13 protein-coding genes and 2 pseudogenes are annotated in these 15,826 nt (G+C 61.2%); 10 read left to right on the top strand and 5 right to left on the bottom strand.

Translation table 11 applies throughout. The annotated features are described in order from the left end of the window. Positions 1–72 precede the first annotated feature (72 nt). Positions 73–1,875, top strand: coding sequence for an acyl-CoA dehydrogenase (locus BFP93_RS04020; protein ID WP_065892049.1), 1,803 nt, complete (start codon positions 73–75; stop codon positions 1,873–1,875). Here BFP93_RS04020 and BFP93_RS04025 read toward each other — a convergent pair. Beyond that, positions 1,872–2,162, bottom strand: coding sequence for a cell division protein ZapA (locus tag BFP93_RS04025; RefSeq protein WP_057724383.1), 291 nt, complete (start codon positions 2,160–2,162; stop codon positions 1,872–1,874). The two genes, BFP93_RS04020 and BFP93_RS04025, sit on opposite strands and share 4 nt — an antisense overlap. Beyond that, complete coding sequence (locus BFP93_RS04030) at positions 2,159–2,389, bottom strand: hypothetical protein (protein ID WP_065892051.1); 231 nt, start codon at positions 2,387–2,389, stop codon at positions 2,159–2,161. The genes BFP93_RS04025 and BFP93_RS04030 overlap by 4 nt, the downstream gene beginning before the upstream one ends. 291 nt (positions 2,390–2,680) lie before the next feature. On the opposite strand from BFP93_RS04030, the pseudogene BFP93_RS29580 reads away from it, so the two are divergent. From BFP93_RS29580 to selO, 5 genes and pseudogenes are all read left to right on the top strand, one after another. Continuing rightward, positions 2,681–3,436, top strand: a pseudogene (locus tag BFP93_RS29580) (MCP four helix bundle domain-containing protein); the annotation flags it as partial. Next, positions 3,428–4,291 (top strand): methyl-accepting chemotaxis protein, encoded by an 864-nt coding sequence (locus tag BFP93_RS29585; RefSeq protein WP_370671698.1) that lies wholly within the window; start codon positions 3,428–3,430, stop codon positions 4,289–4,291. The pseudogene BFP93_RS29580 and the gene BFP93_RS29585, both read left to right, overlap by 9 nt. Before the next feature lie 267 nt (positions 4,292–4,558). Continuing rightward, positions 4,559–6,301 carry a potassium/proton antiporter gene (locus tag BFP93_RS04040; RefSeq protein WP_065886587.1) on the top strand — a complete coding sequence of 581 codons (1,743 nt, stop codon included), beginning with the start codon at positions 4,559–4,561 and terminating at the stop codon, positions 6,299–6,301. A gap of 49 nt (positions 6,302–6,350) precedes the next feature. Beyond that, entirely contained in the window at positions 6,351–9,728 is a 3,378-nt protein-coding gene (gene mscK / locus BFP93_RS04045) for a mechanosensitive channel MscK (RefSeq protein WP_065892054.1), read from the top strand. A gap of 48 nt (positions 9,729–9,776) precedes the next feature. Next, on the top strand, positions 9,777–11,240 hold the full coding sequence (selO, locus tag BFP93_RS04050) for a protein adenylyltransferase SelO (RefSeq protein WP_065892059.1): 1,464 nt from the start codon (positions 9,777–9,779) through the stop codon (positions 11,238–11,240). Between the two features lie 4 nt (positions 11,241–11,244). Here the strand turns inward: selO and BFP93_RS04055 are convergent, their stop codons facing one another. Next, complete coding sequence (locus BFP93_RS04055; RefSeq protein ID WP_065892061.1) at positions 11,245–11,646, bottom strand: helix-turn-helix domain-containing protein; 402 nt, start codon at positions 11,644–11,646, stop codon at positions 11,245–11,247. Then, positions 11,643–11,938, bottom strand: a pseudogene (locus BFP93_RS04060) (type II toxin-antitoxin system HigB family toxin). The gene BFP93_RS04055 and the pseudogene BFP93_RS04060 overlap by 4 nt, the downstream one beginning before the upstream one ends. Before the next feature lie 222 nt (positions 11,939–12,160). Here BFP93_RS04060 and trxC point away from each other — a divergent pair. Beyond that, on the top strand, positions 12,161–12,595 hold the full coding sequence (trxC, locus tag BFP93_RS04065; protein ID WP_065892063.1) for a thioredoxin TrxC: 435 nt from the start codon (positions 12,161–12,163) through the stop codon (positions 12,593–12,595). Positions 12,596–12,977: 382 nt separating this feature from the next. On the opposite strand, the gene BFP93_RS04070 is transcribed toward trxC, so the two are convergent. Next, a complete protein-coding gene (locus tag BFP93_RS04070; RefSeq protein WP_057724393.1) occupies positions 12,978–13,748 on the bottom strand; it encodes a ParA family protein in 771 nt (256 codons plus the stop codon). Positions 13,749–14,064: 316 nt separating this feature from the next. Here BFP93_RS04070 and BFP93_RS04075 point away from each other — a divergent pair, with 316 nt between their 5' ends. Genes BFP93_RS04075 through BFP93_RS04085 form a run of 3 tightly spaced genes read left to right on the top strand, consistent with a single transcriptional unit; the run spans position 14,065 to position 15,819 of the window. Further along, positions 14,065–14,784: a beta-ketoacyl synthase chain length factor gene (locus tag BFP93_RS04075; RefSeq protein ID WP_065892064.1), complete on the top strand. Its 720-nt coding sequence runs from the start codon at positions 14,065–14,067 to the stop codon at positions 14,782–14,784. Continuing rightward, positions 14,760–15,572 (top strand): lysophospholipid acyltransferase family protein, encoded by an 813-nt coding sequence (locus BFP93_RS04080; RefSeq protein ID WP_065892066.1) that lies wholly within the window; start codon positions 14,760–14,762, stop codon positions 15,570–15,572. The genes BFP93_RS04075 and BFP93_RS04080 overlap by 25 nt, the downstream gene beginning before the upstream one ends. After that, complete coding sequence (locus tag BFP93_RS04085) at positions 15,550–15,819, top strand: phosphopantetheine-binding protein (RefSeq protein ID WP_065886594.1); 270 nt, start codon at positions 15,550–15,552, stop codon at positions 15,817–15,819. The genes BFP93_RS04080 and BFP93_RS04085 overlap by 23 nt, the downstream gene beginning before the upstream one ends. Positions 15,820–15,826: the final 7 nt, after the last annotated feature.

The following is a 15,826-nucleotide window of genomic DNA, read 5'->3' on the forward strand; positions in this document are numbered from 1 at the left end:
CAGATCAATCTTGCTATCCACCCTCCATTCGCGCACTTAGACTCAGGCCAATTCCTTCAAAGGTAATCCGCCATGTCCGAGACGCTGCTCAGTTCCCGCAATCTGGCTTTCGAGCTGTACGAAGTCCTCGATGCCGAGGGCCTGACCCAGCGCGAGCGGTTTGCCGAGCACAATCGCGAAACCTTCGATGCCGCCATCAGCACGGCGCGCAACATCGCCGAAAAGCACTTCGCGCCGCACAACCGCAAGAACGATGAAAACGAACCGCGCTATGAAGACGGCAAGGCGATCCTGATTCCGGAAGTAAAGCCGGCCGTGGATGCCTTTCTTGAAGCCGGTTTTCTCAACGCCGCGCGCAGTTTCGAAGCCGGTGGCATGCAGCTGCCTACATTGCTATCCCAGGCTTGCTTTGCGCACTTCCAGTCGGCCAACGCCGCGTCCACGTCCTACCCGTTCCTGACTATGGGCGCCGCCAACCTGATTGAAAGTTTTGGCACCGAGGAGCAGAAAAAACGCTTCCTGCAGCCAATGATCGACGGACGTTTCTTCGGCACCATGGCCCTCACCGAACCGCATGCCGGGTCGTCTTTGTCGGATATTCGTACACGCGCAGAGCCTGCGGCGGACGGCACGTATCGCCTGAAGGGCAACAAGATCTTCATTTCCGGCGGCGACCACCCGCTGTCGGAAAATATCGTGCACATGGTGCTGGCCAAGCTGCCCGACGCGCCGGCCGGGGTGAAGGGTATTTCGCTGTTTATCGTGCCCAAATTCCTGGTCAACGATGACGGCAGCCTGGGCGAGCGCAACGACATGCTGCTGGCCGGGCTGTTTCACAAGATGGGCTGGCGCGGCACCACGTCCACAGCGCTTAATTTCGGTGATAACGGCAACTGTGTCGGCTACCTGGTGGGCAAACCGCACCAGGGCCTGAGCTGCATGTTCCAGATGATGAATGAAGCCCGCATTGGCGTGGGCATGGGCGCGGTGATGCTCGGTTATGCGGGCTACCTTTACTCGCTGGAGTACGCCCGCGAACGTCCGCAAGGCCGCCTGCCGGACAACAAGGACCCAGGCACCGCGCCGGTACCGATCATCCAGCACGCCGATATCAAGCGCATGCTGCTGACACAAAAAGCCTATGTCGAAGGCGCCTTCGACCTGGGCCTGTATGCCGCGCGGCTGTTCGACGACACCACCACCCTGCCGACCGACGACGCGCGCAAACAGGCCCACGAGTTGCTGGACCTGCTGACCCCTATCGTCAAATCCTGGCCGTCGGAATTCTGCCTCAAGGCCAACGAACTGGCGATCCAGATTCTTGGCGGCCATGGCTATACCCGTGAATACCCGGTGGAGCAGTACTACCGCGATAACCGCTTGAACCCGATCCACGAAGGCACCCATGGCATCCAGTCACTGGATTTGCTCGGGCGCAAACTGGCACAGAACGGGGGTGCCGGGCTCAAGCAATTGATTCGACTGATCGCCGAGACAGGCGCCCGGGCACAGCAGTACCCATCGCTGACCGCGCTGAGGCAACCACTGGAGCACCTGGTCAGTCGCCTGCAAAGCGTCACCCTCGGCCTGCTGGGCGATCTCGCCCAGGGCAAGGTCAACAGCAGCCTGGCGAACTCGGCGCTGTACCTGAAGGTGTTCGGACACACGGTGATTGGCTGGCGCTGGCTGGAACAGGCGATTCGCGCCGAAGAAGGACTGGCCAGGGGCAACGCGGCCGATGTGGCCTTCTATAAAGGCAAGCTCCAGGCCGCCCGGTACTTCCTGACCTGGGAAGTACCAGGCTGCCATCATGAACTGGCGATTCTGGAGGCACGCGACGATACGTGCCTGGGCATGCAGGATGCGTGGTTCTAGGGCTGGATCGCCTTGGAAATCACCTCGACCGTGGCGCTGACTTGCTCTTGGTAACGGTCGAGTTCCTGTTGGTGAGCCTGCTGCATTTCGATTTGCTCGGCGCACAGGTTCAGCGCGGCCAGTACCAATAGTTTGTCACCGATCAGGGTCGGGTACTTTTTCTTGGTGGTGGCCAGGGAGGCCTTGAGCATAGTCACGGCGTGCATCAGGGTCTGGTCTTCCCCGGCCGGTGCCTTGATCGAGTAATCCTCTCCGAGAATCGAAACGACCTTTATCCCTTCGTTCATGCGCTGACAGGCCCTGCGCTTACACGCTCAACCAGTGCCTGGATACGGGCGGCGGTGGCACCGTGTTTTTCTTCCTGTTCCATCAGGTTCAGTTGCAGGCTGTCGTTTTCGTCCCTGGCACGGGCAAGCTCCGCCTTGAGGGATTCGTTGCTGCCCAGCAGGTCATGATTCTGCTGTACGAGGTCGCTGACCAGTTGTTCCAGTTGGCTGAGGGATGCTTCTAACATTTTGATTTCTCGAGCTTTTAAAAGGGCGGTGACGATAAAGAAAATTCACCTCGGATGCCAGGGTTATCCCCCGGCGCGCAGCCCGATTCCGAAGGCCCGGGCCGCACTTTCGAGCCTTAGTGACTGCAATTACCCAATCTGGTTCCTGAATCGCTGAAACCCCTGGTCAGATGCGACAAAAACGCACAGTCCCTTAAGACTTTAGTCGTAGGGCCGATACGCGATGCACACACCACCTCATGGCCGCACGGATCGCGCTCCCCCCAGGATTCCAGCATGTCTCTTCGTAATATGAATATCGCGCCGAGGGCCTTCCTCGGCTTCGCGTTTATTGGCGCCTTGATGTTGTTTCTCGGCGTGTTCGCGCTGAACCAGATGAGCAAGATCCGAGCGGCCACCGAAGACATCACCCTGGCCAGCGTACCCAGCATCCGCGCCCTCGACGAGTTCACCCAACTGACATTGCGCCTGCGTGTGTTGTCGTACCGCTTGCTCACCAACCGCGAGCCGGACGTGCAGCAAAAGACCCTGGAAGCCTTCGACCTGCGCAACCAGCAGATCCGCACCGCCCAAGGCGTATATGAAAAGCTGATCGAGACCAGCGAAGAACGTTCGACCTACAACGAATACGTGCGATTGCTGGCTCAGTACCATCAGATCGAAGAGCGTATGAAGAGCCTCTCGCAGGGCAACCAGGTCGAGGCATTGCGCGCCCTGCTCAACACCGAGCTGCTGACCAACTCCGAGCAGGTCAACGGGGTACTCAACCGCCTGCTGGAAATCAATAACGCCATGGCCCTGGACACCAACCAGCAGGCCGAAGACCAGTACAACCTGGCCTTCAACATGGTCGTGGGCCTGCTGGTGATCGCCACCGCGCTGACCCTGTTGTTCGCCTGGCTGCTGACCCGCAGCATCACCGTGCCAATCTCCCAGGCCCTGGAAGCGGCGGAAGAAGTGGCCGAAGGCAACCTCACGCGCCCGATCAAGGTCGACGGCAACGATGAAGCCGGGCGCTTGCTGGCCGCCATGGCCAAAATGCAGGACAAACTGCGCGACACCCTGCAACGCATCGCCGGCTCGGCCACGCAACTGGCGTCGGCCGCCGAAGAGCTCAACGCCGTCACCGACGAAAGCGCGCGCGGCCTGACCCAGCAGAACAACGAAATCGAACAGGCCGCCACCGCCGTCAACGAGATGACCAGCGCGGTCGAGGAAGTCGCACGCAATGCCGTGAGCACCTCTGAAGCCTCGCGCAACGCCACCACCTCCGCCGGCGACGGGCGTGACCTTGTGCAGGAAACCGTCAGCGCCATCGAACGCATGAGCGGCGACGTACAAGCCACCGCGACCTTGATCGGTGAGCTGGCCAATGAATCGCGCGATATCGGCAAGGTACTGGACGTGATCCGTGGCCTGGCCGACCAGACCAACCTGCTGGCCCTCAACGCGGCCATCGAAGCGGCGCGGGCCGGTGAGGCCGGGCGTGGTTTTGCGGTGGTGGCGGATGAGGTGCGCGCGTTGGCCCATCGTACCCAGCAGTCCACCAGCGAGATCGAACGCATGATCGGCAGCATCCAGGCCGGCACCGAGCACGCGGTGGATTCGATGCGCAACAGTACCGAGCGCGCCGAATCGACGCTGAACATCGCCAAGGGCGCGGGGCTGTCGCTGGACACCATCAACACCGCAATTGTCGAGATCAACGAGCGCAACCTGGTGATCGCCAGTGCGGCGGAGGAACAGGCGCAGGTCGCACGGGAAGTCGACCGCAACCTGGTGAATATCCGTGACCTGTCGGTGCAATCGGCGACCGGCGCCAGCCAGACCAGCGCGGCGAGCAACGAGCTGTCGCGCCTGGCGGTGGATTTGAATGGCATGGTCGGGCGCTTCCGTCTCTGACTGACGGCACTGGCTTAAAAATGTAGGAGCGAGCTTGCTCGCGAAAAACGGCAACGATAACGCGTGCTTCCTGACTGAACGCGGCGCCTGTGAGTTTTTCGCGAGCAAGCTCGCTCCTACAAAAAGCCCTGCCCCCCTCCCACATTTGGTTTTGCAAGAATCAGAAAAAGCTTTTTGACAGCGCAGCAATTCAACAGGTTAGAATCCCTGGCACGCAGACTGCATGGTCAGTTTGCGCCCTGTCTTCCCTGCTCTGGAGTACTGCCTTTGAATGCGACGACCATCAACAGCCTGTTCTTGATCGGCGCGTTGCTGGTGAGTGCGAGCATTCTGGTGAGTTCTCTTTCGTCACGCCTGGGCATCCCGATCCTGGTGATCATCCTGGCCGTGGGCATGATCGCCGGCGTCGATGGCGGCGGCATCATCTTCGATAACTACCCGACCGCCTACCTGGTGGGCAACCTCGCTCTGGCCGTGATCTTGCTCGACGGCGGTTTGCGCACGCGGGTGGCGAGTTTCCGTGTGGCACTCTGGCCGGCGTTGTCCCTGGCCACAGTGGGCGTGCTGATCACCACCGGCCTCACCGGCATGGCGGCGGCCTGGCTGTTCGACCTCAATATCATCCAGGGCTTGCTGATCGGCGCCATCGTCGGCTCCACGGACGCTGCGGCAGTGTTCTCGCTGCTGGGCGGCAAGGGCCTGAACGAACGGGTCAGCGCCAGCCTGGAAATCGAATCGGGCAGCAACGACCCCATGGCGGTGTTCCTCACCGTGACCCTGATCGACATGCTCGCCAGCGGCCAGACCGGCCTGCATTGGAGCCTGCTGACCCACCTGATCCGCGAATTCGGCATCGGCGGCCTGGTCGGCCTGGGCGGCGGCTGGCTGATGCTGCAAATGGTCAACCGCATCAACCTGGCCAACGGCCTGTACCCGATCCTGGTGATCGCCGGCGGCCTGTTCGTCTTCGCCCTGACCAACGCCTTGCACGGCAGCGGTTTTCTCGCCGTGTACCTGTGCGGCCTGGTGATCGGCAACCGTCCGGTGCGCAGCCGCCACGGCATCCTGCATATGCTCGACGGCATGGCCTGGCTGGCGCAGATCGGCATGTTCCTGGTGCTGGGCCTGCTGGTCACGCCCCATGACTTGCTGCCCATCGCCCTGCCCGCCCTGGGCCTGGCGCTGTGGATGATCCTGTTTGCGCGCCCGCTGTCGGTGATGGTCGGCCTGCTGCCGTTCAAGGCCTTCCACAGTCGCGAAAAAGCCTTTATCGCCTGGGTCGGCCTGCGCGGTGCGGTGCCGATCATTCTCGCGGTGTTCCCGCTGATGGCCGGCCTGCCCCATGCGCAGCTGTACTTCAACCTGGCATTCTTTATCGTGCTGGTGTCGCTGCTGGTGCAAGGCACCAGCCTGCCGTGGGTGGCCAAGTTGCTCAAAGTCACCGTACCGCCGGACCCGGCGCCGATTTCCCGCGCCGCCCTGGAAGTGCACGTCACCAGTGAGTGGGAGCTGTTCGTCTACCGCCTGGGCGCGGAAAAATGGTGCATCGGCGCTGCCCTGCGCGAGCTGAAAATGCCCGAGGGCACGCGGATCGCCGCGCTGTTTCGTGGCCAGCAACTGCTCCATCCGTCGGGTAGTACAGTATTGGAAGTCGATGATTTGCTCTGCGTCATCGGCCATGAACACAACCTGCCGGCCCTGGGCAAACTGTTCAGCCAGGCACCGCAACGCGGCCTGGACCTGCGCTTCTTCGGCGACTTCGTCCTTGAAGGCGACGCCCAGCTGGGCGCGGTGTCGGCGCTGTACGGGCTCAAGCTGGAGGGTATCGACCCGGACATGCCGTTGAGCCGCTTCATCACCCAGAAAGTCGGCGGCGCGCCGGTGGTGGGCGACCAGGTGGAGTGGAACAACACCATCTGGACCGTCGCAGTCATGGACGGGAACAAGATTGGCAAAGTCGGCGTCAGATTCCCCGAAGGAAGTCGCCCGGGCCCCGGGCTCTTCCTCTAAACTGCGGGGCGACAACGCCCCGATTCTTTACCTTGCTCGACCGGTCTCTATGCCAATCCTGCGCACTTTTCTCGCTACTGCCCTGCTGGGCCTGACCCTTTGTGTCGGCACCGTCCACGCCGCCGACCCGCCCAGTGCCGACGCTATCCAGCAAACCCTGGACAAGCTGCCCGACCGCAAGCTGCCCGACGCCGACATGAAGGCATTGCAGGGCATCCTGCAACAGACCCTGACGTACCTGGCCAACAAGCAGGATTACGAGCAGCGCCTGGCCGACCTCAAACGCCAACTTGAGGACGCGCCGCGCCAGACGGTCGACAACCAGCGCGAGCTGACCCGGCTCAAGGCCACCAAAATCGTCCCGGTGGCCCAACGCTACGCCAGCCTGCCCGTGCCGCAGCTTGAGCAATTACTGGTGCAGCGCAGTACCCAGCAAGGCGACCTGCAAAAAGAGCTGGCCGACGCCAACAGCCTGACCATCGCCGCCCAGACCCGGCCCGAGCGCGCCCAGACCGAAATCAGTAGCAGCCAGACGCGCATCCAGCAAATCAATGCGACCCTCAAGACCGGCAAGGACAACGGCAAAGCCCTCAACGCCGACCAGCGCAACCAGCTCAACGCCGAACTCGCCGCCCTGAATGCGCTGATTCCCCTGCGCCGCCAGGAACTGGCCGGCAACAGCCAATTGCAAGACCTGGGCAACAGCCAGCACGACCTGATCCAGGAAAAAACCACACGCCTGGAGCAGGAAATCCAGGACCTGCAAACCCTGATCAACCAGAAACGCCTGGCCCAGTCCCAGCAGACGGTGACCCAACAGTCCATCGAAGCGCAGAAAGCCGGCGGCAGCAGCCTGCTGGCCACGGAAAGCGCGGCCAACCTGAAGCTCTCCGACTACCTGCTCAAAAGCACCGACCGCCTCAACGACCTGACCCAGAAAAACCTGCAGACCAAGCAGCAACTGGACACCGTGACCCAAAGCGATTCGGCGCTGGACGAACAGATCAACGTACTCAAGGGCAGCCTGCTGCTGTCCAAGATCCTCTACAAACAGAAACAGGCGCTGCCGCGCTTGACCGTCGACCGCGACCTGGCCGACGACATCGCCAACATTCGCCTGTACCAGTTCGAGGTCAACCAGCAGCGCGAGCTGATCAGCTCTCCCAGCGCCTATGTGGATAACCTGCTGGCCAACCAGCCGCCGGACGACGTCACCCCGCAATTGCGCCGCACCCTGCTGGAACTGGCGATCACCCGCAGCGACCTGCTGGAGCGCCTGAGCCGTGAATTGAGCGCGCTGCTCAACGAATCCATCACCCTGCAACTGAACCAGAAACAACTGCTCAGCACCGCCACCACCCTGCGCGCCACGCTCGATGAGCAGATGTTCTGGATTCCGAGTAACAAACCGCTGGACACCGAGTGGCTGGAAACCGTACCGGCGCACCTGACCAAGCAAGTCACCACCCTGCCCTGGGCCTCCAGCGTCAGCGAGCTGTATGACGGCCTGACCCAGCGTCCGCTGCTGTTCCTGCCGCTGCTGCTGTTGATCGGCGCGCTGCTGTGGCGGCGCAAGGCGTTGTATCAGCGCCTGAACAAGGTTCACCTGGACATCGGTCACTTCAAGCGCGACAGCCAGTGGCACACGCCGCAGGCGATCCTGATCAATATCCTGCTGGCGATGCCGGTATCCCTGGGCCTGGCGCTGTGCGGCTATGCCTTGCAGATCGACGCCCGTGGGCAGAACGCCAACCTGGGCTCGGCCCTGCTGCAGATCGCCCAGGCGTGGCTGGTGTTCTACACCGCCTACCGCATCCTCGCGCCCGGCGGCGTGGCCGAGCTGCACTTTCGCTGGGAAAAACCCCAGGTCGAATTCCTCCAGGGCTGGGTGCGCAAGCTCGGGCTGGTGGTACTGGCCCTGGTGGCCGTGGTGGCCATCGCCGAGCACCAACCGGCGGCACTCGCCGAAGACGTGCTGGGCATCGCCGTGGTCCTCACCTGCTACGCCCTGATGGCGTGGTTGCTCAGTCGCCTGCTGCTCAACAGCCCCACCCACGAAAAAGCCTCGCTGTTTCGCAAAGCCGTGGGCCTGCTGTTCACCGCCCTGCCGATTGCGCTGTTTATTGCGGTGTGCTTCGGCTACTACTACACCGCGCTCAAGCTCAGCGACCGCTTGATCAACACCTTGTACCTGCTGATGTTCTGGCTGGTGATCGAAGCCACCTTCGTACGCTGGCTGAGCGTGGCCGCCCGACGCCTGGCCTATGCGCGCGCCCTGGCCAAACGCCAGGCCGCCAAGGAAGCCGGTGAAGGCGAAGCGGTGGTTGAAGAGCCGACCCTGGACATCGAAAAGGTCAACGAACAATCCTTGCGCCTGATCCGCCTCGCTCTGCTCGGCGGCTTTATCGCAGCCCTGTACTGGGTGTGGTCGGACCTCATCTCAGTATTTTCCTACCTGGATAACGTTACGCTGTACGAATACACCAGCGGCACCGGTGCGAATATCAGCATGGTGCCCATCAGCATCGGCGACTTGCTCGGCGCGTTGATCATCATCGGTATCACCTTCGCCCTGGCGCGCAACCTGCCCGGTTTACTCGAAGTGCTGGTGCTGTCCAAGCTGGAACTGGCGCAAGGCAGCGCCTATGCCACCACGACATTACTGTCCTATGTAATCGCCGGCGTCGGTTTCGTCTCCACCTTGTCCACCCTGGGCGTGAGCTGGGACAAGTTGCAATGGCTGGTGGCGGCGTTGTCGGTCGGCCTGGGCTTCGGCATGCAGGAAATCTTCGCCAACTTCATCTCCGGCATCATGATCCTGTTCGAGCGCCCGGTGCGCATCGGCGACACCATCACCATCGGCAACCTGTCGGGCACGGTGAGCAAGATCCGCATCCGCGCCACCACCATCACCGACTTCGACCGCAAGGACATCATTGTCCCGAACAAGACCTTCATTACCGGGCAACTGATCAACTGGTCGCTGACCGACACCATCACGCGAGTGACCCTGAAACTGGGCGTGGACTACGGCTCCGACCTGGATCTGGTGAAGGAGCTGTTACTCAAGGCCGCCAGGGAAAACCCACGGGTACTGAAGGAACCGGAACCCCATGTGTATTTCCTCAACTTCGGCGAAAGCACCCTGGACCACGAGCTGCGCATGCACGTGCGCGACCTGGGCGACCGCAACCCGGTGCTGGACGAGGTCAACCGCTATATCAACCGTGAGTTCAAGAAGCAGCACATCAACATCTCGTTCCGACAGATGGAGGTGTACTTGAAGAACATGCACGGCCAGGAATACAAACTGGTGCCGGTGGAGGACGAACGCAAGACCATCGTCGCGCCAGAGCAAGATACGCCCGAGCCGCCCGCCGCAAAGGTCGAGGATGCGCCTGAACCCCCGCCGAGCAAACTCGACTAACGAACTGAGCCCCAGCGAAATGCTGGGGCATCCTGCTGGAGATGCCCGGTGAAAGCCCTCGACGAACTGACCTTCGACAACCGCTTCGCACGCCTGGGCGATGCGTTCTCAACCCACGTACTGCCCGAGCCTCTGGACGAGCCGCGCCTGGTGGTGGCGAGCGACGCCGCCATGGCCCTGCTCGACCTCGACCCGGCCGTGGCCGAAACGCCCGTGTTTGCCGAACTGTTCGGCGGCCATAAGCTGTGGGCCGAAGCGCAGCCGCGGGCGATGGTCTATTCCGGTCACCAGTTCGGCGGCTACACCCCGCAACTGGGCGATGGCCGAGGGTTGCTGCTGGGCGAGGTGTATAACCAGGCCGGCGAGCATTGGGACCTGCACCTCAAGGGCGCCGGCATGACGCCCTACTCACGCATGGGCGACGGGCGCGCGGTATTGCGCTCCTCGATCCGCGAATTCCTCGCCTCCGAAGCGCTGCATGCATTGGGCATCCCCACCAGCCGCGCCTTGTGCGTGATCGGCTCCAGCACGCCGGTGTGGCGTGAGAAGCAGGAGCGTGGGGCCATGGTGTTGCGCCTGGCCCCCAGCCATATCCGCTTCGGGCACTTCGAATATTTCTACTACACCCAGAAGCCCGAGCAGTTGGCCGAGCTGGCTGAACACGTATTGAACCTGCATTACCCCGAGTGCCGCGAACAGCCTGAGCCGTATCTGGCGATGTTCCGCGAGATCGTTGAGCGCAACGCCGAGATGATCGCCAAATGGCAGGCGTATGGTTTCTGCCACGGCGTGATGAACACCGACAACATGTCGATCCTGGGCATCACCTTCGACTTCGGGCCCTTCGCGTTTCTGGATGACTTCGACGCGCACTTCATCTGCAACCATTCCGATCATGAAGGGCGTTACTCCTTCAGTAATCAGGTGCCGATCGGGCAGTGGAATCTCAGCGCGCTGGCCCAGGCGCTCACGCCGTTTATCAGCGTTGACGCCTTGAAGGAAGCACTTGGCCTGTACCTTCCGCTGTATCAGGCGCACTACCTGGACCTGATGCGTCGCCGGTTGGGGCTGACGACCGCCGAAGAGGATGATCAGAAGCTGGTGGAGCGCTTGCTCAAACTGATGCAGAACAGCGGCGTGGACTACACCCTGTTCTTCCGGCGTTTGGGCGATGAATCAGCGGCGTTGGCCGTGGCGCGTTTGCGTGACGACTTTGTCGACCTGGCCGGTTTCGATGCCTGGGCCGAGCAGTACAAGGCCCGTGTCGCAAGGGACGGGGACGACAGCGAGGCACAGCGCCGCGAACGCATGCATGCCGTGAACCCGCTGTACATCCTGCGCAACTACCTCGCCCAAAACGCTATCGCCGCCGCCGAGTCCGGGGACTACAGCGAAGTGCGGCGGCTGCATGAAGTGCTGAACAAACCGTTTGAGGAACAAGCGGGGATGGAGCAGTACGCGCAGCGGCCGCCGGATTGGGGCAAGCATTTGGAGATCAGTTGTTCGTCTTGACCGCTTAGATAAAGGTCTCCACGGACACCCCGAAACGCTCGGCCAGCCAACGAATCTGACGCACGTTGAGCTGGCGTTTTCCGCTCAATATTTCAGAGACGACTGATTGTGCCCCAACCCCCGGAAGGTCGCTCTGGGTGAGATTGTGCTCGCGCATCATGTAGCGCAGCACATCGACCCCGCTGGCGACGGGCATTGAGCGGTGTTCACGGTCATACGCTTCGATCCAGTCACTGAGAATGTCGACCAGGCTCATCAGCGGGCTGTCCTCGTCTTCACCCACGAGGCTCAACAACTCATCCAGACCGCATACCAGTGCGTCGTAGTCCGCCTCGTTTTCCGGCTTGCGCAGCACCGGCGAAACGAACTGCCAGTGTTCTGCCGCTACTTGCATAAGCGCGCTCATCTGTTTTTTTCCTTCCATTTGTCCTTCTCATAGTCGCGGTGGTCCAGCAGGTGCTCGATGTAAACGCGCTGCATTCGATACTGCACCGACGCGATCAACCTCAGCTTGTTACCGCCAATATCAAACACATGAAATTCACCTACCTTGTCCGTGGCGGGAAACATGGCTTTCATTGCAGCGAAGTCCTTGGGGGCGTGCGCTTGATCACGCGATACCACTGGTCCAAAGCTGTTGCCGAGCGCGGCCATGTTTCCTTTGCTTCCCAGATCCTCTTTTCACTGATGACTCGCATGCAACGTCCCTATCGCATCTTGCTATGGAGGTTAAACCTGATTTCCGACTATCGCAATTTGCTATAGCCGTAAACAGACCAATGGCGCACAACAGCAATCCTAGACAGACGATTCATTCGGCGCGGGAGAAACTGTGAGCGAATGAGTCTCTGCATCCAGCCTTGATAAATCTCAGCCCCGGCACCAGATACAACCTATTGGCCAGTCCCCAGGAGCCTCCGATGTCTGAACCTCTCGTAATCCCCTGCCCTCATTGCAACGGTCTCAACCGCATCCCCGGCGCACGCCTGGGTGATGCGCCCAAATGCGGCCGTTGCAAGCAGCCAGTGCTGTTGAACAAGCCGTTTGAATTGAAACAGGGCGACTACGCCAGCCAGATCAAGGGCGACCTGCCGTTGCTGGTGGACGTGTGGGCTGACTGGTGCGGGCCGTGCAAGTCGTTTGCGCCGGTATTCGAGCAGGCCGCCGGGCAGCTTGAAGGCAAATGCCGGTTGGCCAAGCTGGACAGTGAGGCTAACCAGCAGTTGTCGGCGCAGTTGGGGATCCGGTCGATTCCGAGTTTGATTCTGTTCAAGAATGGCCGGGAAGTGGCGCGCCAGAGTGGGGCCTTTCCGTTGCCACAGTTGATGAGCTGGCTGAGCAGCCACGGGGTGTAACCGATCCTTGAGAACAACACTGAACAGTGTGGGAGGGGGCTTGCCTCCGATACAGGTGGATCAGTTGCCAAGTGCCTGACTGACACACCGCCATCGGGGGCAAGCCCCCTCCCACATTTTGTCCGCGTTTCAGCCTTGGGGCAGCGGGGCTTGGCGGTCCATCATCAGCATCACGCCAAGCTCGCTCAGTTGATGGATAGCCAATGCCACATCGCGGATGTGATTGCTTAGTCAGGGCGTTTAACACAATCGGGAAAGCACCACAGGACAGTGTGGGAGGGGGCTTGCCCCCGATAGCGGTGGGTCAGCTACAAATACGCTGGCTGACATACCGCATCGGGAGCAAGCCCCCTCCCACATTGAATCCATGCAGCGCTTGAGATCAGGCGTTTTCCAGCAAGTTATGCAGTTCCACAAACTGTTGGGTCAGCTTGTGCCGTGGGTCCAGGTGAATCAGCGGCTTGTTCTCCTGGTGCGACTCACGCATGCGCACCGAGCTGGCCAGGTATACCGGCAGCACCGGCAGCCCTTCGGCAATCATCTCATCCAGTATCTGCTGCGGCAGGCTCGCCCGGGCCTGGAACTGGTTGACCACGATACCTTCCACTTCCAGGCCTTCGTTATGGTCTTCCTTCAATTCTTCGATTTCAGCCAACAGGCCATACAGGGCCTGGCGCGAGAAGCTGTCGCAATCGAAGGGGATCAGCACGCGATCAGCGGCTATCAGCGCCGAAACCGCATAAAAATTCAACGCCGGGGGCGTGTCCAGGTAGATACGGTCGTAGTCCTCGCTCAACTCATCCAGCAGCTTTCGCAGCTTATTGATCTTGTGCTTGGCCTCGAGCTTGGGCTGCAGGTCCGCCAGTTCCGGGGTGGCGGTGATGACATGCAGGTTATCGAAGGGCGTTTCGTAGATATCCACCTTGTTCTTCTTGGAAAACGGCCCGGAAGACAGGGTTTGCTTGAAAAAATCGGCGATCCCCATGGGAATGTCATCACCGGTCAGCCCGGTGAGGTACTGGGTGGAGTTGCCCTGTGCATCGAGGTCCACCAACAGGGTTCGATAACCTTCGCTGGCGCTGACCGCCGCCAGGTTGCAGGCGATGCTGGACTTGCCCACGCCGCCTTTCTGATTGAACACCACGCGCCGCATGGAAAAGCCTCCGTGTATCAATGAATAACCCGAGTGTAGAGCGCAAAAGCGCCGGTTAGCTACCTCGTTCATCCATCCGCTGTGCCTGGCTCACAAATGAATGGGAACGTTCCGATAATCCGGTTCGGCCTTCTGTCGCACACAGCGCGTAAATTTCAACGACTTATTTGTAATCAATAGCGAACAAATTTTAACCAGTATTTGCTAGAACCCCACGGCACCGGGATAATGCGCGCCATTCGGCCATTGCCCTCTGTCCCGGAATCCGGGGCCATTGGCCGCACATGGAAGCCCGCAGGGGCGGGATAACTTCTCAGTGATCAACTTCAACATCGCCCAATGGCGCGCCTGGGCTCCAAGCCTTGAGAGTGCGGACGACTGGCACGCCTGGTGCCGGGACCCGGTGTTGCTGCCTGTCAGCGACGCGTCCCCCGATGTGTCATTTTTGCCAGCTATGCAGCGCCGCCGCCTGAGCCGTCTGGCGCGCATGGCGTTCAGCGTCGGCTGGCCACTGGCCGAAGGCCTTGAAGACCTGCCGCTGGTGTTCATTTCCCGCCACGGCGAAACCCCACGCACCCTCGACATCCTCAGCGACCTGGCCAACGAGCAGCCACTGTCGCCGACCCAGTTCAGCCTGTCGGTGCATAACGCGGTGATTGGCCTGTGGTCGATCCTGCGCAATGAAACCAGCGAGATGACCGCCCTTGCCGCCGCCGGTGATGGCCTCGAGCACGGCGTACTCGAAGCCGCCGCATTGCTCAACGAAGGCGCCCCGGCCGTGTTGCTGATAATTACCGAAGAACAACCGCCCGAGGCGTATGCCAGCTGGATTGCTGACGTGCCCTTCCCCTATGCCCTGGGCCTGTTGCTGACGCCGGGCGACGAGTGGCAACTGGAACTAAACAGCAGCGCTGTCCAACTCACTCACACCCAGTGGCCCCACGCCCTGAACCTGCTGCGCACCCTGTTGACTGAACAGGGCGCCTGCCAACATGCCTGGAAGAACCGAGTATGGAACTGGCGACCCAAGTCCTGAACGACAAACCACGGCAGGCCTATTACTGGCGCCTGTTCGCCACGGCCGCCAGCTTCTTTGTGTTCGGCGTCGGCGGGCTGTGCCTGCGCTTGCTGGTGTTCCCGCTGCTCAGTTGCCTGCCGGGCGACGCCGGGCAGCATCAACGACGCGCGCGCCACACCATCAGTTGCCTGTTCTGGTTCTTCATTCGCCTGATGAAACGGCTGGGCATCCTCACGTACAGCGTCGAGGGCGCGGAAAAGCTCGGTCGCCCGGGCCAGATGATCGTCGCCAACCACCCGTCGCTGATCGATGTCGTGTTCCTGATCGGCCTGATGCGCCAGACCAATTGCGTGGTCAAGCAGAGCCTGTTCCAGAACCCGTTCACCCGCGGCCCGGTGCGCGACGCCGGCTACATCAGCAACGATGGCAGCGCCGACATGCTCGATGCCGCTGCCGATGCCCTGCGCGCGGGGCAAACCCTGATCATCTTTCCCGAGGGCACCCGCACCACGCCCGGCGCGGCACCGGCCTTTCATCGCGGCGGCGCGGCGATTGCACTGCGCGGTGCGACGATCATCACCCCGGTGGTGATCAAGGTCAGCCCCACCACCCTGACCAAGGCCGAGCCCTGGTATCGCATTCCCAAGTGCCGATTTCACTTCAGTTTGCGTGTGGGTGCCGATATAGAACCACACGCGTTTGCCGCACTGGGCCCCGCGCCCCAGGCGTCACGCAAGCTCAACGATTACCTGCATCACTATTTCATTAAGGAGCTCGCCGAAGATGAGCGACCAACACCGCCTTGAGCACGACATAAAGACGCTGATCATCGAGGCCCTGGGCCTGGAAGACATCAGCGCCGACGACATCGGCAGCGACCAGACCCTGTTCGGCGAGGGCCTGGGACTGGATTCGGTCGACGCCCTTGAACTGGGCCTGGCGATTCAGAAAACGTACGGCATCAAGATCGACGCCGACGCCAAGGACACGCGCAATCACTTCACCAACGTGGCCAGCCTTGCGGCATTCGTCACGGCCAGACAGGCAGCTTGAGACCGGA

Source organism: Pseudomonas sp. 44 R 15 (genome assembly GCF_900004965.1).
In the GTDB taxonomy this organism is placed as follows: domain Bacteria; phylum Pseudomonadota; class Gammaproteobacteria; order Pseudomonadales; family Pseudomonadaceae; genus Aquipseudomonas; species Aquipseudomonas orientalis_A.